Raw genomic sequence first — 23939 nt, 5'->3', positions numbered from 1 at the left:
CCCGCCATGGACCTCGGCCTGACCGCCCGGGTTCTGTTCCTGCGCGCCGCGTGGCGGCGAAGGGACCACTGGGACCCGGACCGGATTGCCGCGCACCAGGAACGCGCGCTGAAGGAACTGCGCCGGGCCGCCTACGCCGGCTCCGAGTTCTACCGCCGCCACCACTCCGGCCTCCACGACGCCCCGTTGGACCAGCTGCCGCCCGTGACCAAGGCGGACCTGATGGAGCACTTCGACGAGGCCCTGACCACACCGGATCTGACCCTCGGTGACCTCGAGGAGCATTTGCGGTTTCTGACCGACCACCAAGGCGATCCCGGTGATCCGTGGGAGGGCCGTTGGTGGGCCGCTGCGACGGCCGGGACCACCGGCCGGCGCGGCACCTTCGTCTGGGACCGCGCCGAATGGGCCACCGTCCTGGCCTCCTATGCGAGGGCTAACGATTGGGCCGGGATCACCACCGGACTCACCCGGCCCCTGAAAATGGCCCTGGTCAGTTCCCGCGTCCCCACCCACCAGTCCGCCGTCGTCGGGGCATCCTTGCGCTCCAAGCTGGTGCCCACCCTCCGCCTGGACGTTACCGCGCCCATGGAAGAGACCGTCGCCGCGCTCAACCGGTTCCAGCCCCGGATCCTGGTCGGCTACGCCTCAGCCCTCAAACCATTGGCGGCCGAACAGCACGCCGGACGGCTGCACATCGCCCCCCAAGGGGTCATGTCAGCCTCTGAAGTGCTCACGCCGACCACGGCCGCGGAACTTGAAGCAGCCTGGGGGAGTGCCCCCTTCGACGTGTACGCCGCCACCGAAACCGCCGGCATCGCCTCCGCGTGCACCCGGCGTAACCGTCACGTGTACGAAGACCTTCTGATCGTCGAACCCGTTGACCAGGACGGAAACCCCGTACCGCCACACACGACCGGGGCGAAGCTCCTGGTTACCGTCTTGTTCTCGAGGACCCTGCCGCTGATCCGCTACGAAATGTCCGACACCGTACGCCTTGGCGGACGCGGCTGCCCGTGCGGGCGCTCCTTCGCACTCCTTGAGGACATCGAAGGCCGCCTTGAAGACGTCCTGCACCTGCCGGGAAGGACCGGCGAGGTCACCGTGCACCCGATTGTGTTCCACCACGTCCTGGACCAGGCAGCCATCGCGGGATGGCAGATCATTCAGGAATTCAACGGGCTCCGGGTCCTTCTTGCTGGCCTCACCCGGGGAACCACCCCGGAAAACGTCGAAACCACGCTCTCCCGCGCCCTCACCGAGGCAGGCGTTGCACCGCTCGCAATCGCCATCCACGTCGTGGATCAGCTCGAACGGACAGCGCTGGGGAAAGCCCCATTCGTCCGCGGACTCAAAGCTCCGCGATGAGATACGTGCCCTCCATCCGCGGCCCCCCAGCCAGTGGCAGCAGCAGTTCCCGGACTTCTGCGTCCGTCACCGTTCTTTCCGCACCAAGAGGCAGGACTTTTCGATGAACGACCACCAGCTTTCACTGACGCACGAACCCGCCCTCAGCCCGGAACAGGCTGACCGTATCCATGCCTGGTGGCGGGCAGCGAATTACCTGTCCGTTGGTCAGATCTACCTGATGGACAATCCGCTCTTACGCGAACCGCTGCGGCCGGAGCACATCAAGCCCCGGCTCTTGGGGCACTGGGGCACAACCCCGGGCCTGAACTTCATCTATGCACACCTGTCCCGGGCCATCATGGAGCGGGATTTGGATATGATCTACATCATGGGCCCGGGCCACGGCGGACCAGGGCCTGTGGCGGCAGCCTGGCTGGAGGGTACCTACAGCGAAACATATCCGGACATTTCCCAGGACCTGCCGGGAATGAGTAAGCTTTTCCGTCAGTTTTCCTTCCCCGGCGGCATCCCCAGCCACGTCGCGCCCGAGACCCCTGGATCCATCCATGAGGGCGGGGAACTCGGGTACGCGCTCTCACACGCCTACGGGGCAGCCTTCGACAATCCCGACCTGATCGTCGCTGCCATCGTTGGTGACGGCGAAGCAGAAACGGGTCCGCTGGCAGCGAGCTGGCACTCCAATAAATTTATCGACCCCGCCAGGGACGGAACGGTGCTGCCGATCCTGCACCTGAACGGTTACAAGATCGCCAACCCCACGGTCCTGGACAGGATCGACCGGGATGAGCTGGACGCGCTGCTGCGCGGGTACGGCCATAGCCCCCATTTCGTGGAAGGCTCCGACCCGGCGCAAATGCACCAGGACTTCGCCAGAACGTTGGATGCCTGCCTCGATGAAATCCAAGAGATCAAGCGGGCGGCGCGGGAGGAAGGGCGGACCGGCAGGCCCCGTTGGCCCATGATCGTCCTGCGTTCTCCAAAAGGCTGGACAGGGCCGACGGAAGTGGACGGGCTCAAAGTGGAAGGAAGCTGGCGTTCCCACCAGGTGCCGTTCACGCAGGCCCGCGAAAATGAGGACCACCGAGAAGTTCTTGAGCGCTGGCTGCGCAGTTACCGGCCGGAAGAACTTTTCGACGAGGCAGGAACCCCCATCCCGGCGATCGCCACGCTCCACCCTGCCGGGCAGCGGCGCCTCAGCGCCAATCCGCACGCCAACGGCGGGCTGTTGCTGCGGGACCTGCGGCTCCCGGACTTTACCGCTTATGCCGTGCCCGTAGACGCTCCCGGCACCGGGGCTGTGGAATCGACCAGGGTCCTTGGAACATTCCTGCGGGACATCGTGGCCGCGAACAAGGACAACTTCCGGGTCTTCGCCCCCGACGAGAACAACTCCAACAGGCTCGGCGCGATCTTCGATGCCACCGCCCGGTCCTGGAACGCCCGCACCGTTCCCGAGGACGACCACCTCGCCCGTGACGGGCGGGTCATGGAAATCCTCTCCGAACACACCTGTCAGGGCTGGCTGGAAGGTTATCTGCTCTCGGGCCGGCACGGATTCTTTTCCTGCTACGAGGCGTTCATCCATATCGTCGATTCGATGTTCAACCAGCACGCGAAATGGCTGACCACGACCAACGATATTCCGTGGCGCCGCCCCGTCGCGTCCTTGAACTACCTGCTGACATCCCACGTGTGGCGGCAGGACAATAACGGGTTCTCGCATCAGGACCCCGGATTCATCGACCATGTCATCAACAAGAAGACCGACGTCATCCGCGTCTACTTGCCGCCGGACGCCAACACCCTCTTGTCCGTGACCGACCATTGCCTGCGCAGCCGTCAGTACGTCAATGTCATTGTCGCAGGTAAGCAGCCCCAGTTGCAGTACCTGGACATGCAGCAGGCGATCGTGCACTGCACCAAAGGCATCGGTATCTGGGACTGGGCCAGTTCCGACGCGGACGGGGAACCCGACGTCGTCATGGGCTGCGCCGGTGACGTGCCCACCATGGAGACCCTCGCAGCCGTGGATATTCTTAAAGAACGGTTCCCAGACCTGAAAATCCGTGTGGTGAACGTCGTTGACCTCATGCGCCTGCAGGACGCGGCCGAGCACCCGCACGGCCTGTCCGGGCGGGACTTCGACGCGTTGTTCACGACCGACAAACCAGTCATCTTCGCCTACCACGGCTACCCGTGGCTTATCCACCGGCTCACCTACCGCCGAACAAATCATGACAACCTCCACGTCCGCGGCTACAAGGAGGAAGGCACGACCACCACCCCGTTCGATATGTGCGTGCTCAACCAACTCGACCGGTTCACCCTCGCCATGGACGTCATCGACCGGGTACCGAGGCTGAAGGACATTTCGGCGCATGTGCGTGAGGAACTCAGGAACAAGCTCATCGAGCACCGCCAATACATCCGGGCCCACGGCGAAGACATGCCCGAAATCCGGAACTGGGAGTGGACCTCCGGGCCCGGACCGGCCAGCGCGAGGTCCGATGCAGCAAAGGAACCGGAATAGCTTGGAAGAGGTCTATGCGGCGCGGGCCAGCGGCCCGGGCACCGGTGAGCGCCACAGGACAACGCCGCCATACCAAGCGGTGCTCTTTGACATGGACGGAGTGGTCACCCAGACCGCGGCCGTCCATGCGGCAGCGTGGAAGCGGCTTTTCGATTCTGTCCTCCAGGATCCCCGGCTCACCGGACACCCGCGACGTGATCCCTTCGATATCGACGCAGACTACCGCCGGTATGTCGATGGCCGGCAGCGAGAGGACGGTGTGGCCGCCTTCCTCGCCTCCCGCGGGGCGGAGGTTCCGTCCGGCTGCCCCAATGACGGGCCGGATGCCTGGTCGGTTCCAGGACTCGCGGCCCGCAAAAATGCCCTCTTCCTGGAAGCGGTGGCAGATCAGGGCATCCGGGCATACCCCGGCACAACAGCCCTGCTGGTCCGCCTGCGGGACGCCGGGATTCCCGTGGGCTTGGTCACCGCAAGCCGCAACGCCCGCACACTGCTCGCCGCCGCCGGCCTTGGAACCGCGTTCGATGTCATCATTGACGGTCAGACCGCCGCCGGAAACGCACTGCCGGGAAAACCGGACCCGGCAATGTTCCTTGCCGCAGCCCGCCGCCTCGGCGTCGCACCCCGGCACACCGCTGTTATCGAAGACGCCGTTGCCGGCATCCAGGCAGGGCGCCGGGGTGGATTTGGCCTGGTCGTGGGCATCGACCGTGGCGGGCACAGGGAACAGCTGGAAATTGCCGGCGCCGACATCGTCCTGGGCGACGTCGCCCAACTTGATCTGGGGGTTTCCCGAACCGACCCCTGGAAGCTCGTCTATGAAGGGTTCGACCCTGCCCACGAAGGACACCGTGAGGCACTGACTGCGCTGGGCAACGGCTATATGGCTACGCGCGGAGCGCGGCCGGAGCGCCATGACGACGGCATCCATTACCCCGGCACCTACCTGGCCGGAATCTATAACCGGACCACAAGCACTATCCATGGGCGCGACCTGGAAGAAGAGCACCTCGTCAACCTCCCGAACTGGCTGCCACTGGACCTCGCCTTCGGCGCCGGCCCCTGGTGGTCAAGCGGCCGCCTCCAGGTCAGCGACGAACGCACCGAAGTCGACCTGCACGCGGGCATAGCGACCAGACGGGCAACCCTCACCGGTCCGGGCGGGAAGCAGCTCACCGTCGTGCAGCGGCGGCTCACTTCCATGCACAAGGCCCATATAGCGGCGATGGAGACTATCCTGTCAGCCCGCGGGGTCACCGGCACCATCCGCCTCCGGGTCGGCATCGACGGAACCGTTGCCAACGCCAACGTCCGCGACTACGCCGGCACAGGGCAAGTACACCTGACTCCGCCTGCCTTCACCGAGCCAGAGCCAGAGCCAGAGATCATCTTGTGCGAAACCGAGACCACCCAAAGCCGGATAGGTATCGCCCTGGGCCTCCGGACCGTCATCACAGGTCAGGCGGCGTTGGCTCCCGGCAGCGCCCGGACCAGCGGCCGCCGGTACCAGCGGCAGTACGCGCTTCGGCTGATCGAAGGGCAGCCAGTCACCATAACCAACACCGCAGCCGTAGCCACGTCCCGGGACGTCGCCATCTCCTCACCCAGGACCGCCGTCCTTGCCGAGCTCTCTGAGGACAACACCGGATTCAACGCCCTGGTCGAAGATCACAGGCAGGCATGGAAGCGCCTGTGGGAGCTCTTTGGAATCAGCATCGATGGGGACCGGCAGTCCCAGCTGGTGCTCAACATGCACGTGTTCCACCTGCTCCAGACAATCTCCGTACACACCGCAGCCCTGGACGCCGGAGTACCGGCCCGCGGCCTGCACGGCGAAGGGTACCGGGGCCACATCTTCTGGGATGAACTGTTCATTTTCCCCGTGGTCGGGCTCCGGCTCCCGGAAGTCAGCAGGGCGCTGCTGGAATACCGCTGGCGCAGGCTCGATGCAGCCCGGGCAGCTGCCCGGGACCGGGGCCTTAGAGGAGCCATGTTCCCTTGGCAAAGCGGCAGCGACGGACGCGAGGAAACACCCCGCCAGCTCTACAACTCCCGGTCCGCCCGATGGATGCCGGATAACTCCAGCCGTCAGCGCCACGTGGGTCTCGCCATCGCCTACAACGCCTGGCAGCACTTCGAGCTCACGGGAGACCGGGAGTGGCTTCGGCTCCGCGGCGGGGAGCTGATCATCGAAGTAACCAGATTCTTTGCCTCGCTCACCACCTTTGCCCCGGAAGGGCAAAGGTTCCACCTTTCAGGGGTGATGGGCCCTGACGAGTATCACGACGGTTACCCGGATGAGCCCGGCCCCGGTCTGCGTGACAATAGCTACACCAACGTCCTGCTCTCATGGGTGTGCGACCGTGCCGCGGACGTGCTGACAGAACTGCACGGCCACCCCGGTGCCGACCTTAGGGACCGGCTGCAGATCACCGAGGAGGAAATCAATAACTGGGCCAGGATCAGCCACAATCTCGCCGTACCATTCCACGCCGACGGCATCCTCAGCCAATTCGACGGGTACGAAAACCTGGCAGAACTTGATTGGTCGCATTACCGGTCCACGTACGGCAACATCGGTCGGCTCGATCTGATCCTCGAGGCCGAGGACGACGCCACCAACCGATACAAACTCGCCAAGCAGGCAGATGTCCTGATGCTCATCTACCTGCTGGGTCCCAAGGGCCTGATCAGGCAGCTTCACCGGCTCGGATACACGTTCACCCAGTCCACCCTGCGGCGGACAGTTGAGTACTACCTCGCCAGAACCGCCAACGGATCAACGCTCAGCCGAGTTGTCCATGCCTCGGTACTGGCGCGCATGGATGAAACCCGAGCCTGGCAAGTCTTCCGCGAAGCACTGGTCTCCGACCTGGACGACACCCAAGGCGGCACAACCCAGGAAGGCATTCATCTGGGAGCCATGTCCGGAACTGTCGACGTCGTCGTCCGTGCTTTCGCCGGTTTACAGGCAGAATCCCACGCCCTGACTTTCTCTCCCCGGCTACCGCCTCCACTCAAACGCGCCGCGTTTCAGATCCTGTACCGGGGACACCGCATGGAAGTGTCCCTGACCGCGGACACACTCCGGATCCAACTGCAGCCCTGCAGCGCACCCGCGGTACGGATAGGCGTCGAAGGACTCTATGCAGAACTCGCCGGCGGGGATGGAATGGACTTCCCGCTGGTACGGCAGAGCCCAGAACCCGGCGCGGGCTGAGGACCGCTATGGAGGAACAACACACCGGCAAGTGGGGAGGCATACCAATGGCTGCAAGGCGCAGCAAGGCAACCCGGACGAAGCGGCAGGACGGAGGCATGCACGACACAGCGGCTCGAAATCCCGGGGAACATCGATGCGATTAGTTGGGATCTACTTTTCGGCCCCTATGCCTGTTCCAAGGCCGGTGGCCTGAAAGCCCAGGTAGGGGAGTGCAACAAAGACGCCGGTAAGGACTTCCGGCATTACGGGGAATAGGGAAAGGTGCAATGGATCCAAGTGGGAGCCCCTCCCCAAGGGGGGAGGCTGGTCTTGTGCTCGCCGCAAGCGGGATATCGAAGACATACCGGCAGGGAGTCTGGCCGTTGCGTCGGCGCAACCACGTGCTCAACGGGGCCTCATTGTCGGTCCGCCCGGGCGAGGTCGTCGGGCTTGTGGGGGAAAACGGGTCCGGGAAATCCACCTTGATGCAGATCATGGTCGGGACGTTGTCGGCCGACGCTGGATCCGTGGACGTGCATGGGTCTCTGGGATACTGCCCGCAACGGCCGGTCGTATTCGAAAGGCTCACCTGCGATGAGCATTTCGAACTGTTCGGGGTCGCCTACGGCATGCCCGGAAATGAACGTGCCCAAGCGCAGCGGGGGCTTTACGAGGAGCTCGACTTCAGCCGGTACGCCACCGAACGTGCCGACAGGCTTTCCGGTGGTACCCTGGCCAAGCTCAACCTGGCTCTGGCGATGCTCCCTGACCCCTCGGTGCTGCTGCTCGATGAGCCTTACGCCGGGTTCGACTGGGATACATACCTGCGGTTCTGGGACTTGGTGGCCAGGCGCCGCAAGGAAGGCCGGGCGATCCTGGTGATCAGCCACTTCATCGCGGACGAGCAACGGTTCGACCGGATCGTGGAGCTCCGGGGCGGCAAGGCGATCCAGAAGTGAGGGCGGTCGCAGTCCTGACCCGTCGCTTCCTCGTGGAGTACATGTGGAACCCGGTGACCCTGCTGGTGCTGGTTCTGATCCCGGTCGTTTTCGTGCTGGTCGCCGCGCAGCCGATGGCAGACGCCGCGAAGCTGCTGGGCGGCACCGGCGTCGCGGTGGAAACCGCAACGACCGGTTGGGCCTCAGCGTTCCTTGCGGCGCTGGCGATGTACTTCCAGACCTGCCAGGCGAATTCCGCCGACCGGCGCCTTGTCCTTGCCGGCCTTCCCGCCCCGCAGCTTGTCATGGCCCGGATCACGACGGGGCTGCTCATAGCCGGGCTCGTCTCGGCTGCGGCCCTTGCCACACTGTTCCTGCGGGGACAGGTCGACGACCCGGCGCGGGTCATCGCAGGGGCGCTGATGTTCTCCGTCATCTACGTCGGCATCGGCACGGCTGTCGGCTCCTTGGTCAAGGACCAGGTCAACGGCACCGTCGTGATCCTGCTGGTGTGGATCCTGGACGTCTTCTTCGGCCCTGCGCTTACCTCACCTGACCGCGCCGAGATCACGCGGTGGATGCCGACCCACTACGTGACCTTGTGGATGGTGGACCTCCCCTCCGGCCACGGCGGGTACCTGGGCGATCTGGGACTGGCACTGGTTTGGGTCATTGGTGCGCTGCTGGGTAGCGGCCTGCTTCTCACACGCGAGGTACGGGCAGGCCGTCGCCGGCATCCAGTCTCTCGCCCGGGCTGGGGGACTCAAGCGGCAACGAGCTTCCGGATGGGCCTGCGGCAGTATCGGCGCAACCCGGCCCTGTGGCTTCTGCTCGTCACCGTGCCTGTCATCTTCATCTGGATGTCCAAGGCCATCACCAATGAGCAGTATTCAGTGATGCGAGTGATTGAAGACGGCAGGGAAGTGGACGGCCAGTACTGGCTGCCCGATACGCATGCAGGGACCATGGCACCCATCGCGGTGGCCTCCCTCGCCACCGTCGCCGGGCTCTTCATTGCCCTGAACAATCGCGAGGGGGACAAGAGGCTTGTCTTGTCAGGAATGCGACGCTCGGCGCTGCTGACAGGACGGTTCGGTGAAGTCGCCGTGGCGGTGATAGTCATCTCCGCCGCGTCACTTGCCGTTACAGCGATGGTTTTCTCCGCCCGGCAGTGGTCCGGCTTCATCGGGGGCACCATCCTCATGGGAGTCGTCTACGCACTCCTGGGCATGTGCCTTGGCTTCATCCTCGGACGCGTCACCGGGGTCCTCATCGCCTTCGTCGTACCATTCCTTGACCTCGGCATTACCCAGAGCCCCATGCTTCGACTCGGTCCGCCCGAGACGGCAGTCCTCCTTCCTGGCTACGGCCCCTACCGAGTCCTCATCGATACCGGCCTGAGCGACAAGTTCGACGAAGTCAACGGGCTGCTCATCGGCCTTATCTGGGCCGTTGGGCTCGCCGTCACGGTTGCCTCAATATTCGTCGCACGCACCGGCACTGCACCACGACGGGCACGAACCGGTCATCATCTGCGCAAAAAGGCCATCACCCAGGCGGCCCTGGAGTGATCCCCGCGCATTGCCTCCGCCTACGCAGAACTGTTTTTGCCTGCCTCTTAGCGCAGCCGAGAGGTTGGGGCGACCTAAGCTCCGTAAGACCAAGGAGAAAGTAAATGGAACAACTCATTCCCTGGTTGGTGTTCTGACTGGCCGCTTTGGTGTTCTCCGTGGCCAGGCCAAACGGAGCACGCACCTTTACCGGCGTCTTCTTTACCGTCATGGCGCTCGGGGTCAACCTGCTGCTGAGTGTTGTGGGCCTAAAGCAATTTGTCGCCCTCGATACCGATGCTCCCTTGATTCCCTTCTACGAATGGTTTTTAGGAAACGTGGTAACGGGCCGCACCATCTGCGGTAGGTATCGCGGCCGCCGCAGGTGAAATAACGGTGGGGCTGCTGATCCTCAGCCACGGACGCGCCGTGTAGTGGGGCCTTGCCGCCGCGATCACCTTCCTGATCCTTATTACGCCATTGGGTGTCTGGACGCTGCCAAACCCAGTGATGGCGGCCGGCCTGGTGTGGTTGCTGGCAAAGGAATTTTCCCGTTCCCTGTGGCACCGGGGGAGCCAATCGGTCGCCAGTGAGGGCGTCATTAGGCGTTACCGGTAGTTCGGCCATCCACTTCCAAGCGGCGCACTCGATTGCCGATATTGCAGATTTCGTCAACCTAAATCGGTTGCTCTTGTCAAGAGGCTGCCAGCGAGTCATGTCGTCATCCCTGACGCCTGAGCAGCTGGCGGACCTCTACGCGGCACGCACTGAGTTGCTGCAGCTTGCCGCCGAGGTCGGGGTGAGCAGCCTCAACGCCTGCCCCCGGGACGGGGCGCCGTTGGCAGGACGACCCCGAGACCAAATGGACCATCACAGCGGTCATTTGCGAAGCACAGCTGGAGGAACAACTATCCCCCGAGGATTCCCGGGCCGGCTCCCGGGGTTGCCGCTGTGGGCGTATTCAGGACTTTCCCGGCTGCGACTGTTTCTGCTCCCTTGCCGCGGCCCCCTTATTTCTACATACTGTAGAAGCAGTAATAAGTTTTGGTCGCGCCCCCCCTGTAAGTTTCGCGGTGCGCCCCGTAGAGAGAACGAGCCACCCGATGTTTCTGGACAGACGCCGCTATCGTCCCTTTGCCATGGTCTTCGCGTCAGTGGTGGCTGGATTGTTTGGGGTGTCTGCGGCATCAGCGGCTGAACCGGCAACCCCGTCCCGGACGTTTGGGCCGCAGGTTGCGGTCCCCGGAGTGGTGTTTTTGAGTAAGCCCTTGGCAGTGAGCGTGGAAGCTCCACCCATCGAAAGGGTCCCCGCAGCTTCGGGGTTTCCGATTCCCGCTTCTGGCCCTGTGCATATTGATGCCGTCTTTTCCGTGGATCCGGCTGAGCCCGGAGTCGCGTCTCCAGCTCCGGTCCCCACGCAACCGAGCCTCCAACCACCCTCCGACGCCAATGCCCCTGTCACCATGGCCGTCGCAGCAGGAATTTTGCTGCTGGCGTTAGCCGGGTTCCTCTTTGCCAACCGGCGACGAAACAAAGGCCATGGAGGACCGTAACGCCCGTCCTGCCCTGCCCCGCAGGTCTGAACCCGGGGCCGGTTTCTGCTAACACCAGGGTGAGAGCAGCACAAGCATGGCGGATCCGGCATACCCTGCAACGGCTGCGCCCGGCACTGGCCAGTGGTTCAGCGGTGGACGGCCATCGTTCAGCGTCAAAGCCTCCGCCCGGCTCAGAGCGTTGAGCATCTGCGGCACAGCAGCGAAATCGGCGACAACGTCGGCGCAGTGACCGCAGCAGGAAAGATGCCGTTCGAATTCCCGGCACTCATGGCGGCTCAATGACCCGAGCACAAAAGCTGCGGCCCAGTCATGGTACGGATCCGGAACGGGCTCCTTCATTGATGTGACTCCTCGCCGGGTTGTTCTCGCATTTGGATTCTTGCCCACCCTGGGACCGGTGTCCCGCAGGTGATGGCTTGCCGTGCCTGCGCATCCCGTGGCGGGTGGGTGGTGACACCTACTTCGCGGAAAATTGTGCCAGTTCCCGTCCGAATTGTTCTTTGCTGTCCAGTTTGAGCATCTTGTCGTTGAGGAAGAAGGTCGGAGCGTCTTTCACGCCCAGGCCGGTGCCATCGGTGATGTCCTCCTTGACCCGCACCTTTGTCTTATCGTCGGTCACCGCGGAGTCGTAGGCGTCCATGTCCAGGCCCAGATCCTGGGCGTAGGACCGGAACAGCGATGCCTGTGACTCCTGCTTGCCGCTCCACTGGGGCTGGGTCTGGAACATTTTCGAGTACATCTGCTCATATTTGCCCTGCTGTGCTGCCGCTTCCACAGCCAGAGCGGCCGCGGCTGAGTTCCGGTCTGCGGGCTGGGGGAAGTAGCGGCTGACGAACGTGACCCGGTCCCCGTACTCCTTCTTCAGCTCCTCCACCAGCGGCTGGGCTTGCCTGCACGCTTGGCAGGCGAAATCCACGAACTCCACCAATTGCGCCTGCGCAGCTGCCGGAGAGGTGCTCCGGTGGCTGTCTTCGCGCACGAGTTCGACCCTCTGGGATGAGGGGGCTGGTGTGGAGGCGTCGGGCCTGTTAACGGCGAAGACCGTGTACCAGACCAGGCCGATTCCGATGAGGAAGACCAGCAGAACCCAGACAAAGACGCGGGTTTTCCTGATGGCAGTCATTTGCGGTGGCGATGTTTTTTCTAGCTTTATCACTGCGTGAAGGCTTTCTGGTGGCGACGGCCACGTGGGCCTGTCTGGTTAGCGATGGAAGGACCGGATTCGAAGAGCTGTTCCTGCCGTGGCCACAATGTGGTCCAGGAGGACCGGAATGCTTCCCGGCTGGAGTCGTAGCTGAGGCTACTGGAGGGGCTGGGTCGAGGATGCGGGGCTGCTTGGTTGATTGGGTACGCAGTCGCTGGCCGGCCCGGAGACATTATGGAAGCCGGGCGCGCAGTCGACGATTCTGTCCGTGCGGGGTTGAGCAAGCAGAACCAGAACCACGAGAACAACCATGGTGATGAACAGCCCGGCGAGAACGACGGCGATCCGGGCGGGGGATCTGCCGTGAATCTCTCCCATGGGACCCTCCGCAGCCATAGATTAAGCCTGCTGTCTTCTTCAGCAGATCTTCCCACGCTGGCACTGCGCGGCACACACCCTGACTCTGGGCCGCTCGAGGGAAGAGGACCTTCCCCACGCCCCGCCGTGCCTCGCGGGGCACCACGACCCGGGCAGGCTGTCACGGCTCTGCCACTGCACTGGAGATCAGGGACCTGAGGATGCTTTCATCGGCCAGGCCCAGGATTCTTGACGCTACCCGGCCCTGTTTGTCGATCACGAGCGTGGAGGGAACCGCCTGGGGTGGCACATACTGTGCCATCGCCAGAAGGATGCCGCCGTCCTTGTCCTGCATGCTGGGGTAGGTGACACCGAAGGTCCGCTCGAAAGCGACGGCGGTGGCTTCCTCGTCCCGGACGTTCACCCCGTAGAACCGCACCCCTTTGTCCTTGTTGCCTTCGGACAGGGCTTCCAGCCGTGGGGCTTCAAGCCTGCACGGTGCGCAGGCTGCGTACCAGAAGTTCAAGACGGTGACGCTGCCTCTCCAATCTGCCGAGTCGACCACGGTGCCGTCATAGAGTTTGCCTTTCAGGACGATGGGAGGCTTCCGGTCCGCGGCACTGTATTCAGTGACGGAACCGTCCCCGGCGATGTAGTTCTTGGTGTCCCCCGCCCTGGCCTGCTGCGACAGTTCATCACTGTTGCCGCACGCGGTCAGCAAGGTTCCCACCCCGGCCAGGAAGGACGAGATGACCAGACGCCGGCGGGACAGCAGCGGCGGTGACTTGGTTGCGCGGTGCAAGGAAGGAGGGCCGGCGCTTTGATAGTCAGACATAACCGTCCTTAGATAACGAATTTGTAACGTTCGGGTGTTTTTGGGTAGAGTTGCCGCAGACATACCCCCGACGGGTATGGGTATGACCGCTTCGCCAAACCCCGCCGGGCGGTTCATGGGCCATGAGTTTGAAGGCGGGGGCGGAGGACCCAGATACGGTGCAATGCTGCGCCTTGGGGTGAAGCCTGGCCCTGCGAACGCCCCTTTCAGGGACGCGCTCGGGGCAGGCCGGACAGTCCACTCGTCCGAATCCGACAGCTAACTTCGCCGGCGTCGAGAGGACCCCCGTTTTGCCTTCACGCCCCCAGCATGGCCGCCGCCGCGCGGCCCCCTCGCCCTCGTCCGTCCCGTCCTTGCGCGCTCTCGTGCCGTCCCTGTCCCGGCCTGGCCGGGGTGTGCAGTTCGGCGCTGCGGCAGCAGTGACTGGGTTGATTGCCATGTCGGCCCTTTCCGCGGCCCAGGCCAATCCGGGCGCCGCGGCCATTAACGAGGCGGCCGGCACCGTTGAAGAGCCTGCCGCCGCCGTAGAGCCGGTCGCAGCCCAGCCGGCAGTCACCGTCGTGGCCGACGCCGAGCTGGTCTTCGACCGGCCGGTGGTTTCGTCGAAGCCCGCCCCGGCAGCGTCTCCGGCACCCAAGGCCAAGGTGGTCGCTGCATCGGCTCCTGCCGCTCCCGCGTCTTCCCCGGCTGCCCCTTCCCAGGGCCTGAGCGCGCCCTTGGCGTCGATGAAGGTCAGTTCACCGTTCGGCCTGCGGGTTAATCCGCTGACGGGATCCACGGGTGAGTGGCACACCGGGATTGACCTGACCGGGGCTTGCAGCACCCCGGTGTTCGCTGCCGGGTCAGGAACCGTCGTGGAAGCCGGATGGAGCCAGTACGGCGGCGGCAACAGGATCGTCGTGGACCACGGCAATGGGTTGAAAACCACGTACAACCATCTGGCGAGCATCGGGGTTGCTGTCGGCCAGTCGGTGACCAAGGGTGCGCAGATCGCGGGAGTGGGAACCACGGGCGCTTCGACCGGGTGCCATCTGCATTTTGAGGTCATGGTCAATGACAAGACTGTGGATCCTTCTTCTTTCATCTAGCGGACCGTGGGTGAACATGCTGCCGCTGCCCTTGGCGGACGGGCTCAGGCATGTGGTGTGCCGCGCCCGTGAAGCGGTCCCTTGAGGTGTTCCCGGTTCAGCGCGTCCAGCTCTTCGTCGGTGAGTTCATCGAAAGAGCGGGCCTCGCGCCGGTCGCTGCGGGCGAAGCGGATGAACATCAGGATGATCAGTGGCAGGTCTACGGCTTCAGCCAGGAACCACAACAGGTCTCCTGCCAACTGCTGGTCACGCAGTGGATCCGGCAGCCAGGCGGGGTGTCCGATCAGGGCCTGTGTTGCCCCGTCCAGGACTTCCGGGCTGATGCGCATCAGCACCCCGGGCACGGCGTCGGCGACCAGTTCGATGAAAACGTAGATGAATTCAACGACGATCAAGGAAGTGACGTCCCTGGTCGAGCCGTCTTCCATGATCGGCACAGCCATTAGCATCCCCACCAACGGCACCAGGATGGTCAGCGTCGCGTCCCATAGCGGCTCGGTCCGCAACGGGTAGAACCAGGGTGTGAGGAAGAGGGTGAACAGGGCAAGGCCCAGCAGGGCTGCGACGACGGTGTTGCTCAGTGCCCGGATGGCTTTGTGGTCCAGAAAGGCCCTCAACCGGGCTTGCCCGGCCTGGCTGAGGGTCGCTTTGGCCAGCGTCAGAGGTTGGCCGGCGGCGAGGAACAGCGGCACGATGAAGAGGTAGGCGGTGACCTTCAGCGTGAAGGCCCAGCGCAGGTCGTGGCTGTAGGTTCCGGTGAAGCCGAAGCTAAGCACGCCAAAACCGCCCAGGCCCAGGACGTAGAAAATCACTGCCCGCCACCATGGCCAGGCTATCCCCCGCGCCGAGGCTGCGCGTAGTCCCTTGCTGTAGAGGATCCCTGCGCAGGCCATGACAAGGGCTGCGGGGATGTTCAGGGTCCAGGAAGCCAGGACGATGTCCAAGGGAGGCATGTTCAGCGTTTCCTGGTCTCTGCCCGGCCGGCGAGGAGGGCCCCTGCCAGAAACAGCGCCGCCGCGGTCGGGTAGCCTGCGTAGATGTCCAGGGCGAGGCTGGGACCCTGGCCTGAGGGTTCCAGGTGAAGGATCCAGTGCCAGATGGCCACCACCGCACCGGCGGCCATAACCAGCTGCCCGATGCGCACCAGCCGACGGTGGCGGCGGTAGCGTGCTTCGGGGTCTTCCTCGGGTTTGTCCTTTGTCATGGAATGTTCCTTTGTGTTTCCGGCCTTAGCCGTTGTTTCCGCCGGTGCAGGCGGCCCCGGGTTCGGGTGCCTTGGGCGATTGGGCGTAGGCGTTGATGAACGTTAGGATGCGGGAGTCGGTGGCGCTTTGTGTTGCCAGTTGCGCACCCCAGGCCGTAGCGGTGACCGGGCTGCTCTGATCCGGGTCGGGGCTGAGCAGGGTGTAACGGTTGGACTTGGCCAGACCGGTGAGCGTGGCGAGATCGTCGGGGGCCAGACCGGGTTTGTAGCTCAGCCACACGGCACCGTGTTCCAGGGAGTGGACGGCGCGTTGTTCGTTGACCGGTTCGGTGTAGACACCGCAGTTCGTCCACACGGCTGCGTGGTCGCCTCCGACGCCGGGTTCCTGCGGGTAGGACACAGCGTTCTGGACATGGTTGCGGGAGAGCCCGTTGAAAGTCTGGACCCCTTCGATGGGCTTGCTCGCCGCCTCAAGAGCCGCGTTTTTCTCCTGGACCGCCCCGGTGACCACCAGAGCCACCGTAGTGATGATGGCAGCCAGCACCACACCGAAGCCGCCGTAGACCAGGATGTTCCATTTCCGTTGTTTGGCTCTCTGTTGTGCTTTCAGTGCCGTGAGGATGGCTTCGTGGTCGGCCCGGCGTCTACTTGCGTTGCTCATGGCTTTCTCCCTGTGCGTGGGTGGATGGTTTGGCGTGGGCTGGTAGTAGGGGCCGTCGATGGTTCCTGCGCCGCGGTCAGGACGAAGGAGCGGGGGCCGGGGCGGAGGATGAAGAAGAGCAGAATGCCGGCGGCCAGGAGAGCCCCGGAAACCCAGGTGTTGACCCTCAACCCCAAGATGGTGTTGGCCGGGTCCGAGCGCATCAGTTCAAAGGCGAAGCGCCCGGTGGTGTAGAGGATGATGTAGGTGGCGAACACGGATCCGGCGCCAAGGTGGTAGCGGCGGTCCAGGAACATCAATAAGGATGCAGCGGCCAGGCACCAGAGGGATTCATAGAGGAAGGTCGGCTGGAAGTACCCCAGGATCTGGGCGGCGCCGTCCGGACCCGTCACCGCCTGTCCGGTGGCTTGGTCCATGGCGTGGATCTGAAGCTTCCACGGCAGGTCGGTGGGGTTTCCGTAGAGTTCGTTATTGAACCAGTTCCCCCATCGCCCCAGACCTTGGGCGATCAGCAAGCCCGGGGCGGCCGCGTCTGCGAACGCGGCCAACGGTATCCCGGCCCGCCGGGCACCGATGGCGGCGCCGACCAGACCCAAGGCCACCGCACCCCAGATCCCCAGGCCCCCTTCCCAGATCCGCAGGGCACCCCAGGGATCCCGGCCGGGACCGAAGTAGAGCTGGCTGTCGGTGATGACGTGGTAGAGCCGGCCGCCGATGATCCCGAACGGTACCGCCCACATCACCACGTCCAGTGTTTGGGCGGTGGTGCCGCCCCTGGCCCGGACGCGGCGTGCTGTCAACCAGACACCGAAGATGATGCCGGCAAGGATGCAGAGCGCGTAGAAGCGGATGGTCAACGGCCCCAAGGTGATGGCGCTGACCGTGGGTGAGGGGATGAAGAAGTCCCCAGCTGTCAGTTGTTCCACGATGTGCGGTCTCATTTGATATAGGAGAAAACGGCCATCATGCCGCGCTCGGCATGATAAGAGTTGTGGCAGTGTGCCAGCCATTGACCGGGGTTATCCGCGTCGAAAAAGACGCTGACTGTTTGTTTCGGCCGCACTATGACGGTGTCTTTGCGCGCCCCGGATGTCCCTACTTGGAAGGTGTGCCCGTGCAGGTGCATCGGGTGCCACATGTCAGTGTCATTGACGAACCTGACTTCAACGCGTTCACCGATCTTCACGTCGAAGGAATGCTCGAATGGTTTGGTCATGTCGAAGCGGTTTCCGTTGATGCCCCAGTCGTATTTCTCCATTCCTCCGGTGAGTTTGAGCTCGTGAGTGCGGTCAGGGGTTTTGTCTTTCAGGGTGACGGATGGGTCGGCTTTGAGTTGTCCTCCGTCCGGGACGGTTCCTTCGAGTGAGGTGGGAAGGACCGCCGGCAGTGGTTTCTTGCCGGTGCCGGTGCTGACGAATCCGAGTGCTTTGCCCGTTTTGCCTTCGGGCAGGGCAAGGACGGGGGTGAATCCTTCGGTGACGGTGAGCAGCGCATCGATGCGTTCGCCCATGCCGAGAACGACGGCGTCCACGTCCTGGTGTTGGACGGGGAACCCGTCGGTATGGGTGAGGGTCAGTTTCTGTCCTGGAACCCCAACACGGTAGGCGGTGTCGCCGGCGGCGTTGATGATCCGCAACCGGATGATGTCACCGGCGACCGCGTCCAGGACTTCTGCTTCCTCGGGGGTTTTGGAGTTGAACAGGTGGAACGGGTATCTGACGTCGCCGGCGTCGCCGCCCAGAAAGTCGCTGCGGGAACCCATCAGCATGTGCTTCATGCCCATCGATCCGCCGGACGGGGACGGGGACCCCGAACCTGTGGAGCCCATATCCATGCCCGTCATCGTCATGCCCCCGGAGAGTTCCTTCAAAACGTCCTCGGGGGTTCCGGTGATCCCGTCCATCCAGTCATCGAGCACGATGACCCAGTCCTTGTCGTAGTTGAGGGGTTCCTGGGGGTCCTCCACGATCAGGGCCCCGTAGAGGGCGCGTTCGCGTTGCAGTTCCATGTGTGAGTGGTACCAGTAGGTTCCGGGGTGGGCGAGGCGGAAGCCGTAGCTGAAGTCGGTGCCGCCGGCGATGGGTTCCTGGGTGAGGTGTTGGACGCCGTCCTGGTCGTTGCGCAGGGCAAGGCCGTGCCAGTGGATGCTTGTTTCCTCATGCAGGCTGTTGGTCACGGCCACGTTCAGCAGGTCCCCGGCTTTGGCGCGGATCGTGGGTGCGGCAAGTTGTGTGTTGTAGCCCCAGGTGGTGACCGGTTTGCCTGCCACCGCGGCGGTGAAGGCGGTAGCGTTCAGGGCCTGCGTTACGGTCGTGCCGGTGGCGGGCCGTCGCGCTTCGGTGTCTGCCACGGCCGGATCGGTGGGCATGATTCGTTCCGACGACGCGCCGGGACCTGTCGTGGTGGTGCAGGCTGCCAGGGCCGCTGCCACGGCCCCTGCTGCGGAGAGGCCGAGGAAGCGGCGGCGGTTCAGTTGAAGGTCCATGTGAAGTCCTTTGGTTTAAGGTGATCCCCGATCCCGGGTAGGGGTTAGATGGGGGTAAGGAAGGTGCCGGAGAGGTTTTGCAGCTGGTAGATCCACTGGACCCACACGCCGGTAACCATGAGGACACCCAGTACGATCGGCAGGGCGGCGCCGGCAATGTTCACGACGCGTATGTGGCGGCGTGTCAGGGCAAGTGCTGAGCTGACCCAGCCCAGTCCCATCGCGGTCAAAGCGAAGGGGATTCCGAGGCCGAGGCAATAGGCGAAGGCCAGGAGCGCGCCGCGGCCGGCGTTGCCGGTGGTGACGCTCAGGGACAGGACGGCGCTGAGAGTGGGACCCATGCATGGGGTCCAGCCGAGACCGAAAACGACTCCCAGCAGCGGGGCGCCGGCCAGTCCGGTCCTGCGTCCGAGATTGATCTTCCGGGTCTGCTGCAGCCAGGGCACGAGTCCGAGCAGGGCCGCGCCCATCACGATCACGACAACACCGAGGCCCCGCATGAGAGCGTCCTGCCAGCGCAGCAGCCATGATCCGATCGCACCGAATGCTGCCCCGTAGAGCGTGAACACGACGGCGAAGCCGAGGACGAACAAGCCCACTCCGGCAAGAACACGGCGCCGGTTTCGGGGCTGGCCGGGATCGGTCAGTCCCGAAACGTAGCCGAGGTATCCGGGCACAAGCGGCAGGATGCAAGGGGACAGGAAGGACACCAGTCCGGCGGTCATGGCCAATGGTATGGCCATGAGCAGCGCACCGGAGGTCAACGTGGAAGCAAAGAAACCGCCGATATCCACGAGGATCACTGCGCCAAGGCGGGCCGGAAGGTGACCCCCTGATCGGTGGACACGGTCAGTCCGGACGCGGTGGCCGCCCAGATCCACGGGCTGCCCTCTGATCCTTCCGTGGCGGCGAGGGCTTCGGGGGTGCCGTTGGTCTTTCCGGTTCTCTTCCAGGTGTTGCCGGCGTCGGTGGAGATGTGAACGGTCCCGTCAGGGGCGACGCCGACTGCCTCGGTGGCGCTGGCGAAGGCCGCGAACTGGATGATCGGTGCTGCCTTGTCGAGGGTCCAGGTGTTGCCGGCGTCGGTGGAGCGTTGGAGACCGTCCGGTGTCGTCGCCAGGACAGTGTCGCTGTAGGGGTTGCCGGTGAGCATGGCCGGCGCGAACCCAGCAACGGCTGCTTTCCAGGTTTTTCCGTCGGTGCTGGTTTGCAGGGTCCCGTCATACCCGACCAAACCGGATTTGGTGGTGGTGAGGGCGTGGAAGTCGGATTCTCCCTGCCGGGAGACCGCTTCCCAGGTTTGGCCGCTGTCGGTGGTTTTGATCAGCCCCAGGGGGTTGGGCAGGTCAGAGCCCGGTCCTGGGTGTCCTGAGGCGTAGAACACGCCCTGGTCCATGGTCGCTGTGAACCCCATGAGGTCGTTGGTCCCGCCGATCTTCACGGCGGTGTTCTTCGATATGTCGAACAGGCCTTCATGGGTGGCCAGCAGAATCTGGCCGCTTTCGGAGTTGGCGCTAAGCCCATGGATATGGGAGCTGGGCAGCGCGCTGTCGCTTTCCCCAAGCGACACGGTCGGGGGTGGCGCTGGGGAGGCGGCTGTGGTGGAGCAGGCGGTCAGGCCCAGGACGATGGAAGCGGTGAGGATCAGGAGAGAGGAAGGGGCGGTACATTGGCGGGGCATGGGTGCTCCAAGGTTCAGAAAATTTGCAGGTCATGGTGTTGTGTTCCCCGGTCATGTGCTGGCATCGGAGGGTCAGAGTCCGGCCAGCAGCTTCTGCATCTTTTGGATTTCTGTTTCCTGGCTGGCGACGATTGATCCGGCCAACGCGACGGCTTCGGGGTTTTTGCCGGCCGCCGTTTCCTTTTCGGCCATCGTGATGGCGCCCTGATGGTGGGCGATCATCTGGGTCAGGAACAGCTTGGCCGCGTCAACGCCTTGCGCGGCCTCCAGTGTCGCCAGGTCTGCCTCGCCGCTCATGCCCGGCATGGTGTGGTCGGCTGTCATGCTCGCTGGTTCATTCCAGTTTTGGAGCCAAGTGGTCATTTTAATGATTTCCGGCCCTTGGGCGTCCTTGATCCGGGTGGCCTGGGCCGTGACCTCGGCAGGGATGTCCCGTTTGCTCAGGATCATCTCGCTCATCTGCACAGCCTGGGCGTGGTGCGGGATCATTGTCTGGGCAAAGGCGGTGTCATCGCCGCTGTGGTCCCCCGCAACAACAGGGGCTGTGGCAGACATACCGGTTCCACCGTGGTTCATCCCGGGCATACTGCCCCCGGCAGAGCAGCCGGTCAAAACCAGCCCGGCCGTAATGGTCGTAACGGAAAACGTCAGGAATTTCTTCATGGGAAGTCAGGGTCTTTCAAGCATCAGGGGACGCGCACGGCGTCTCGAACATGGCACCGAGGCAGGCTGAAGCCTGGCTGAGCGCATCTACGGGAGGGTCTGGGCGCGGCGAAAGACACCGCGCCGGCGATTCCTGCCTATGTTCGGCTGATGCCCAGATCGGCCGGTGAAGGGCCTGAGGAAAGATAAGTGAAGGAAAGCAGGCGCCCGGCATTGCTGTCCGCAGGGTAGCCCAGCAGGCTGGTTCCTGGCAGGGGTACATCCAAGGCGTTGTTTCCCAGTGCGGGGATACATTCCTGGTCCATGGTGGACATCGCCGGGCAAGGCACCGGATCCGCACACGAGCTCGCCGCAGTTGTGGCCGTCCCCGAAGCTGTGCTTGACCGACTGACGGCCAGGGTCACCGTCTGTTGCTGGGATGCCCTCTCCATCGATGGATCAGAATGCACCATGGCCGCTGCAGGGCCCGTGACCGTCATCGGCATGTCATGCGACGTGGCCAGCAAGTGCATGCCGAAGATCCCGGCAATGATGGCCAGTGCCCCGGTGAACAGCGCCGTGCGACGCAGGAACGCGCGGACGCGGCGCTTTATGGCACCGGTCATGGCGTTCCTCCTCTTAAACACTAGCGCTGTCTCTCAGTCGGGCACTTGCCCGTCTTAAGGGTACAGGTTCGGGTGTGGCGGAATTGCCCACACGGTCCTTCAACGAATCCCAGCACCATAAGGTTTCCTGCGGTGCGGGGCCGATGTTGTCTTGTACGTCAGAGCTTCATCACTCCGTGTCAAACGCGCAGGGTCGTTCGCTGGCGTAGCAGATCCTGCCAGGCCAGCAGACAGCTGGGGCGGCCCCGGCAGGATCTGAACGTGAAGTTATGCAGAAACGGGTTTCACTGCCATGATGCCCGTATCACTGGCAGGTTGACTACTCTGAGGCGCCGCCCCCGAGCGTTGCCAGAAGCTCGTTGCAGGCCGCTTCACAGCGGCGGCAGGCTTCAGCGCAGACCCGGCAATGTTCATGCATGCCGGCGTGACGTTCACATTCGTCGGCGCATGCCTTGCAAGCCGCGGCGCAGGCCTTAATAGCGGCCTTGGTGATGCTCGCGTCGTAGCCCGTATGCCGGGACAGGATGTTTCCGGTCGCGGCGCAGAGGTCGGCGCAGTCAAGATTTGTGCGGATGCACTTGGTCAGGTCCGCGACCATGTTTTCGCTGAGGCACGCGTCAGCGCACGCCGCGCAGGTCTGGGCGCATTCGAAACAGGCCGCGATACAGTCGGCCAGCTTTTGACGGTCCACGCCGCCCAGGTCCTTGGGATAGGTATCCAGCATTGAAGTGATGTGACTCATTGTTCTGCTCCTGGTTCATCGATAGTGGAAGAGACGGTCCAAAACACAGTAACCTTATTATCTTTGTGGATCACCCCCGCGAAGGCTGGTCTCGCAGCTACTTCCACTCCCGTGGGTTGACTGGCAGCGGGACGTGTTGAAGTGGGACGAGTTCATTCCCGTCGTGGATCACTTCGGCGAGGGAGAATGGCACCATGTCTATCGACAAGGGAAATGACATGCTGGGTGCGTCACGGTCCCTGATCGAGAATGAATGGGAGTGGCCGGTGCATGGCCTCCGTCATCCTCCGGAACGAGGGACGAGTGGTTGGTACGTATGGACTGGCGATCTGTCACAGGATGACGACTTTTTTCAACCTTGGCACGCGTCTCACCTCGTGGAGCGGTGCCCCAGTCTGGGGCACCTACTGCGTTTACCTCCGGGCACTCGCTTCCTATTTGCGCCAGGGTACGAAGACGTGTGGGAGGACCCTTCGCTCCTGGAGGTCTAAGCCCTTTGCAGAGCTCCGGGGCCCATCAGTGACAGTGAAAAAGCGGACAAGTATTCCGCGTAGTTTGCCGATGATGCAAGGGCATGGCGGTCGATCGTGGCCGGGGAGTACCGAGTGCTTCGGCGATGATGGCTACGGGGGCGAGTTTGGTGAGTTCGTGAAGTGTTCCGAGCCTGGCTGCCCGGCTGCTGAAAGCCTTACTCAATCGATGGGTGAGGGTTGAGGCCTGGATGTGCCGGCCCGGGTGAGCCGCCGCGGAACACCCAGTTGCTGTTCGGATGCGCGGCTGTCTGATCGTGGGTCGGGGTGGCTGCGAGTTCGCGCCATGGCTCATCGAGCGGCGACGTGAGGGCGATTTCGACGGCTCCGAAGGTGACCGTGACCAGATCCTCTGTCACCTTGACGTCGTCCAACGTCAGCTGGACGATGTCGGAAACCTGCTGCCCAAAGACCAGGACGAGGATGGCTGCTGCGCGGTCCCGCGGGCTCATATCGGTCGTGTGGCTGAGGCCGTGGACGAGCTCTGCTTGAGCGGCTGCATCGAGTCTTGGGCTGGTGCCGCGACGATGGGGCTGCAGCTTCAATGAGGGATCGACAAGGCTGGTTCTGGTTGCCCAGTCGAGGAAGCGTGAGACGATGCCTCGCGTCGTGGGGCCTTCTGCCTGCCACCGGTCCAGATGTGCTTGGTTCACTTCCCCGAGTTCCGTGTCTCGTTCGGTGAGCCAGTTCAGAAGTTCTACGGCGACGGTGACTGACTGTTTGGCCCTCAGGAAGGTGCCTTGGGTGACTTCGTCCATCTGGTTCATGCGGCGCTGGTGGTGCCAGCGGATGTAGAG

General features: G+C 63.7%; 21 protein-coding genes, 1 pseudogene and 1 riboswitch. Of the genes and pseudogenes, 7 read left to right on the top strand and 15 right to left on the bottom strand.

The genetic code is table 11. The annotated features are described in order from the left end of the window. The first annotated feature begins 6 nt into the window (after positions 1-6). The 6 genes from OCL88_RS12195 to OCL88_RS12170 all read left to right on the top strand — a co-directional run bounded on the left by OCL88_RS12195 (position 7) and on the right by OCL88_RS12170 (position 9980). Positions 7-1368 carry a phenylacetate--CoA ligase family protein gene (locus OCL88_RS12195; RefSeq protein ID WP_264962691.1) on the top strand — a complete coding sequence of 454 codons (1362 nt, stop codon included), beginning with the start codon at positions 7-9 and terminating at the stop codon, positions 1366-1368. A gap of 103 nt (positions 1369-1471) precedes the next feature. After that, a complete protein-coding gene (locus OCL88_RS12190) occupies positions 1472-3901 on the top strand; it encodes a phosphoketolase (RefSeq protein ID WP_264962690.1) in 2430 nt (809 codons plus the stop codon). A gap of 1 nt (position 3902) precedes the next feature. Then, positions 3903-7121, top strand: coding sequence for a beta-phosphoglucomutase family hydrolase (locus OCL88_RS12185; protein ID WP_264962689.1), 3219 nt, complete (start codon positions 3903-3905; stop codon positions 7119-7121). A gap of 314 nt (positions 7122-7435) precedes the next feature. Next, a complete protein-coding gene (locus OCL88_RS12180) occupies positions 7436-8062 on the top strand; it encodes an ABC transporter ATP-binding protein (RefSeq protein ID WP_264962688.1) in 627 nt (208 codons plus the stop codon). Continuing rightward, positions 8059-9612, top strand: a complete 1554-nt coding sequence (locus OCL88_RS12175) for an ABC transporter permease (RefSeq protein WP_264962687.1) — start codon at positions 8059-8061, stop codon at positions 9610-9612. The genes OCL88_RS12180 and OCL88_RS12175 overlap by 4 nt, the downstream gene beginning before the upstream one ends. 158 nt (positions 9613-9770) lie before the next feature. Continuing rightward, positions 9771-9980, top strand: coding sequence for a hypothetical protein (locus OCL88_RS12170; RefSeq protein ID WP_264962686.1), 210 nt, complete (start codon positions 9771-9773; stop codon positions 9978-9980). Between the two features lie 1212 nt (positions 9981-11192). Here the strand turns inward: OCL88_RS12170 and OCL88_RS12165 are convergent. The 4 genes from OCL88_RS12165 to OCL88_RS12150 form a co-directional block, all read right to left on the bottom strand. Beyond that, a complete protein-coding gene (locus OCL88_RS12165) occupies positions 11193-11486 on the bottom strand; it encodes a hypothetical protein (protein WP_264962685.1) in 294 nt (97 codons plus the stop codon). Positions 11487-11604: 118 nt separating this feature from the next. Beyond that, a complete protein-coding gene (locus tag OCL88_RS12160) occupies positions 11605-12270 on the bottom strand; it encodes a DsbA family protein (RefSeq protein ID WP_264962684.1) in 666 nt (221 codons plus the stop codon). Between the two features lie 177 nt (positions 12271-12447). Then, complete coding sequence (locus tag OCL88_RS12155; RefSeq protein ID WP_264962682.1) at positions 12448-12669, bottom strand: hypothetical protein; 222 nt, start codon at positions 12667-12669, stop codon at positions 12448-12450. 160 nt (positions 12670-12829) lie between these two features. Next, entirely contained in the window at positions 12830-13483 is a 654-nt protein-coding gene (locus OCL88_RS12150; protein WP_264962681.1) for a TlpA family protein disulfide reductase, read from the bottom strand. An 82-nt stretch (positions 13484-13565) separates the two neighbouring features. Beyond that, positions 13566-13768, top strand: a riboswitch (cyclic di-AMP (ydaO/yuaA leader). Between the two features lie 152 nt (positions 13769-13920). Between OCL88_RS12150 and OCL88_RS12145 the strand changes: the two genes are divergently transcribed. Continuing rightward, on the top strand, positions 13921-14571 hold the full coding sequence (locus OCL88_RS12145; protein WP_264962680.1) for a M23 family metallopeptidase: 651 nt from the start codon (positions 13921-13923) through the stop codon (positions 14569-14571). A gap of 44 nt (positions 14572-14615) precedes the next feature. Here OCL88_RS12145 and OCL88_RS12140 read toward each other — a convergent pair whose 3' ends face one another. The 11 genes and pseudogenes from OCL88_RS12140 to OCL88_RS12090 all read right to left on the bottom strand — a co-directional run. Beyond that, positions 14616-15524: a cytochrome c oxidase assembly protein gene (locus tag OCL88_RS12140; protein WP_264962679.1), complete on the bottom strand. Its 909-nt coding sequence runs from the start codon at positions 15522-15524 to the stop codon at positions 14616-14618. Positions 15525-15526: 2 nt separating this feature from the next. Continuing rightward, positions 15527-15775, bottom strand: coding sequence for a hypothetical protein (locus OCL88_RS12135; protein ID WP_264962678.1), 249 nt, complete (start codon positions 15773-15775; stop codon positions 15527-15529). Positions 15776-15800: 25 nt separating this feature from the next. Then, positions 15801-16436 carry a DUF3105 domain-containing protein gene (locus tag OCL88_RS12130; protein WP_264962677.1) on the bottom strand — a complete coding sequence of 212 codons (636 nt, stop codon included), beginning with the start codon at positions 16434-16436 and terminating at the stop codon, positions 15801-15803. Continuing rightward, on the bottom strand, positions 16433-17377 hold the full coding sequence (gene lgt, locus OCL88_RS12125; RefSeq protein ID WP_264962676.1) for a prolipoprotein diacylglyceryl transferase: 945 nt from the start codon (positions 17375-17377) through the stop codon (positions 16433-16435). Before lgt ends, OCL88_RS12130 begins: the two co-directional genes overlap by 4 nt. Further along, positions 17374-18921 carry a multicopper oxidase family protein gene (locus OCL88_RS12120; protein ID WP_264962675.1) on the bottom strand — a complete coding sequence of 516 codons (1548 nt, stop codon included), beginning with the start codon at positions 18919-18921 and terminating at the stop codon, positions 17374-17376. The genes lgt and OCL88_RS12120 overlap by 4 nt, the downstream gene beginning before the upstream one ends. 44 nt (positions 18922-18965) lie before the next feature. Then, positions 18966-19715 carry a cytochrome c biogenesis CcdA family protein gene (locus OCL88_RS12115; protein WP_264962719.1) on the bottom strand — a complete coding sequence of 250 codons (750 nt, stop codon included), beginning with the start codon at positions 19713-19715 and terminating at the stop codon, positions 18966-18968. 5 nt (positions 19716-19720) lie between these two features. Next, a complete protein-coding gene (locus OCL88_RS12110; RefSeq protein ID WP_264962674.1) occupies positions 19721-20602 on the bottom strand; it encodes a F510_1955 family glycosylhydrolase in 882 nt (293 codons plus the stop codon). Positions 20603-20674: 72 nt separating this feature from the next. After that, positions 20675-21157, bottom strand: a complete 483-nt coding sequence (locus tag OCL88_RS12105; protein ID WP_319951654.1) for a DUF305 domain-containing protein — start codon at positions 21155-21157, stop codon at positions 20675-20677. A gap of 245 nt (positions 21158-21402) precedes the next feature. Next, entirely contained in the window at positions 21403-21870 is a 468-nt protein-coding gene (locus OCL88_RS12100; RefSeq protein WP_264962672.1) for a hypothetical protein, read from the bottom strand. Between the two features lie 319 nt (positions 21871-22189). Beyond that, positions 22190-22612: a four-helix bundle copper-binding protein gene (locus OCL88_RS12095; protein ID WP_264962671.1), complete on the bottom strand. Its 423-nt coding sequence runs from the start codon at positions 22610-22612 to the stop codon at positions 22190-22192. A 688-nt stretch (positions 22613-23300) separates the two neighbouring features. Further along, positions 23301-23939, bottom strand: a pseudogene (locus OCL88_RS12090) (Fis family transcriptional regulator); the annotation flags it as partial.

This window comes from Paenarthrobacter sp. PAE-2 (assembly GCF_026013155.1).
GTDB classification, from domain to species: domain Bacteria; phylum Actinomycetota; class Actinomycetes; order Actinomycetales; family Micrococcaceae; genus Arthrobacter; species Arthrobacter ureafaciens.
This window is presented reverse-complemented; position numbering and strand designations above follow the sequence as displayed.

Bases quoted from the DNA above. Each gene is read 5' to 3' on its own strand.
- OCL88_RS12195 (WP_264962691.1), top strand. From the start codon at position 7: ATGGACCTCGGCCTGACCGCCCGGGTTCTGTTCCTGCGCGCCGCGTGG.
- OCL88_RS12190 (WP_264962690.1), top strand. From the start codon at position 1,472: ATGAACGACCACCAGCTTTCACTGACGCACGAACCCGCCCTCAGCCCG.
- OCL88_RS12165 (WP_264962685.1), bottom strand. From the start codon at position 11,486: ATGAAGGAGCCCGTTCCGGATCCGTACCATGACTGGGCCGCAGCTTTT.
- OCL88_RS12160 (WP_264962684.1), bottom strand. From the start codon at position 12,270: ATGACTGCCATCAGGAAAACCCGCGTCTTTGTCTGGGTTCTGCTGGTC.
- OCL88_RS12155 (WP_264962682.1), bottom strand. From the start codon at position 12,669: ATGGGAGAGATTCACGGCAGATCCCCCGCCCGGATCGCCGTCGTTCTC.
- OCL88_RS12150 (WP_264962681.1), bottom strand. From the start codon at position 13,483: ATGTCTGACTATCAAAGCGCCGGCCCTCCTTCCTTGCACCGCGCAACC.
- OCL88_RS12145 (WP_264962680.1), top strand. From the start codon at position 13,921: ATGTCGGCCCTTTCCGCGGCCCAGGCCAATCCGGGCGCCGCGGCCATT.
- OCL88_RS12140 (WP_264962679.1), bottom strand. From the start codon at position 15,524: ATGCCTCCCTTGGACATCGTCCTGGCTTCCTGGACCCTGAACATCCCC.
- OCL88_RS12135 (WP_264962678.1), bottom strand. From the start codon at position 15,775: ATGACAAAGGACAAACCCGAGGAAGACCCCGAAGCACGCTACCGCCGC.
- OCL88_RS12130 (WP_264962677.1), bottom strand. From the start codon at position 16,436: ATGAGCAACGCAAGTAGACGCCGGGCCGACCACGAAGCCATCCTCACG.
- lgt (WP_264962676.1), bottom strand. From the start codon at position 17,377: ATGAGACCGCACATCGTGGAACAACTGACAGCTGGGGACTTCTTCATC.
- OCL88_RS12120 (WP_264962675.1), bottom strand. From the start codon at position 18,921: ATGGACCTTCAACTGAACCGCCGCCGCTTCCTCGGCCTCTCCGCAGCA.
- OCL88_RS12110 (WP_264962674.1), bottom strand. From the start codon at position 20,602: ATGCCCCGCCAATGTACCGCCCCTTCCTCTCTCCTGATCCTCACCGCT.
- OCL88_RS12105 (WP_319951654.1), bottom strand. From the start codon at position 21,157: ATGTCTGCCACAGCCCCTGTTGTTGCGGGGGACCACAGCGGCGATGAC.
- OCL88_RS12100 (WP_264962672.1), bottom strand. From the start codon at position 21,870: ATGACCGGTGCCATAAAGCGCCGCGTCCGCGCGTTCCTGCGTCGCACG.
- OCL88_RS12095 (WP_264962671.1), bottom strand. From the start codon at position 22,612: ATGAGTCACATCACTTCAATGCTGGATACCTATCCCAAGGACCTGGGC.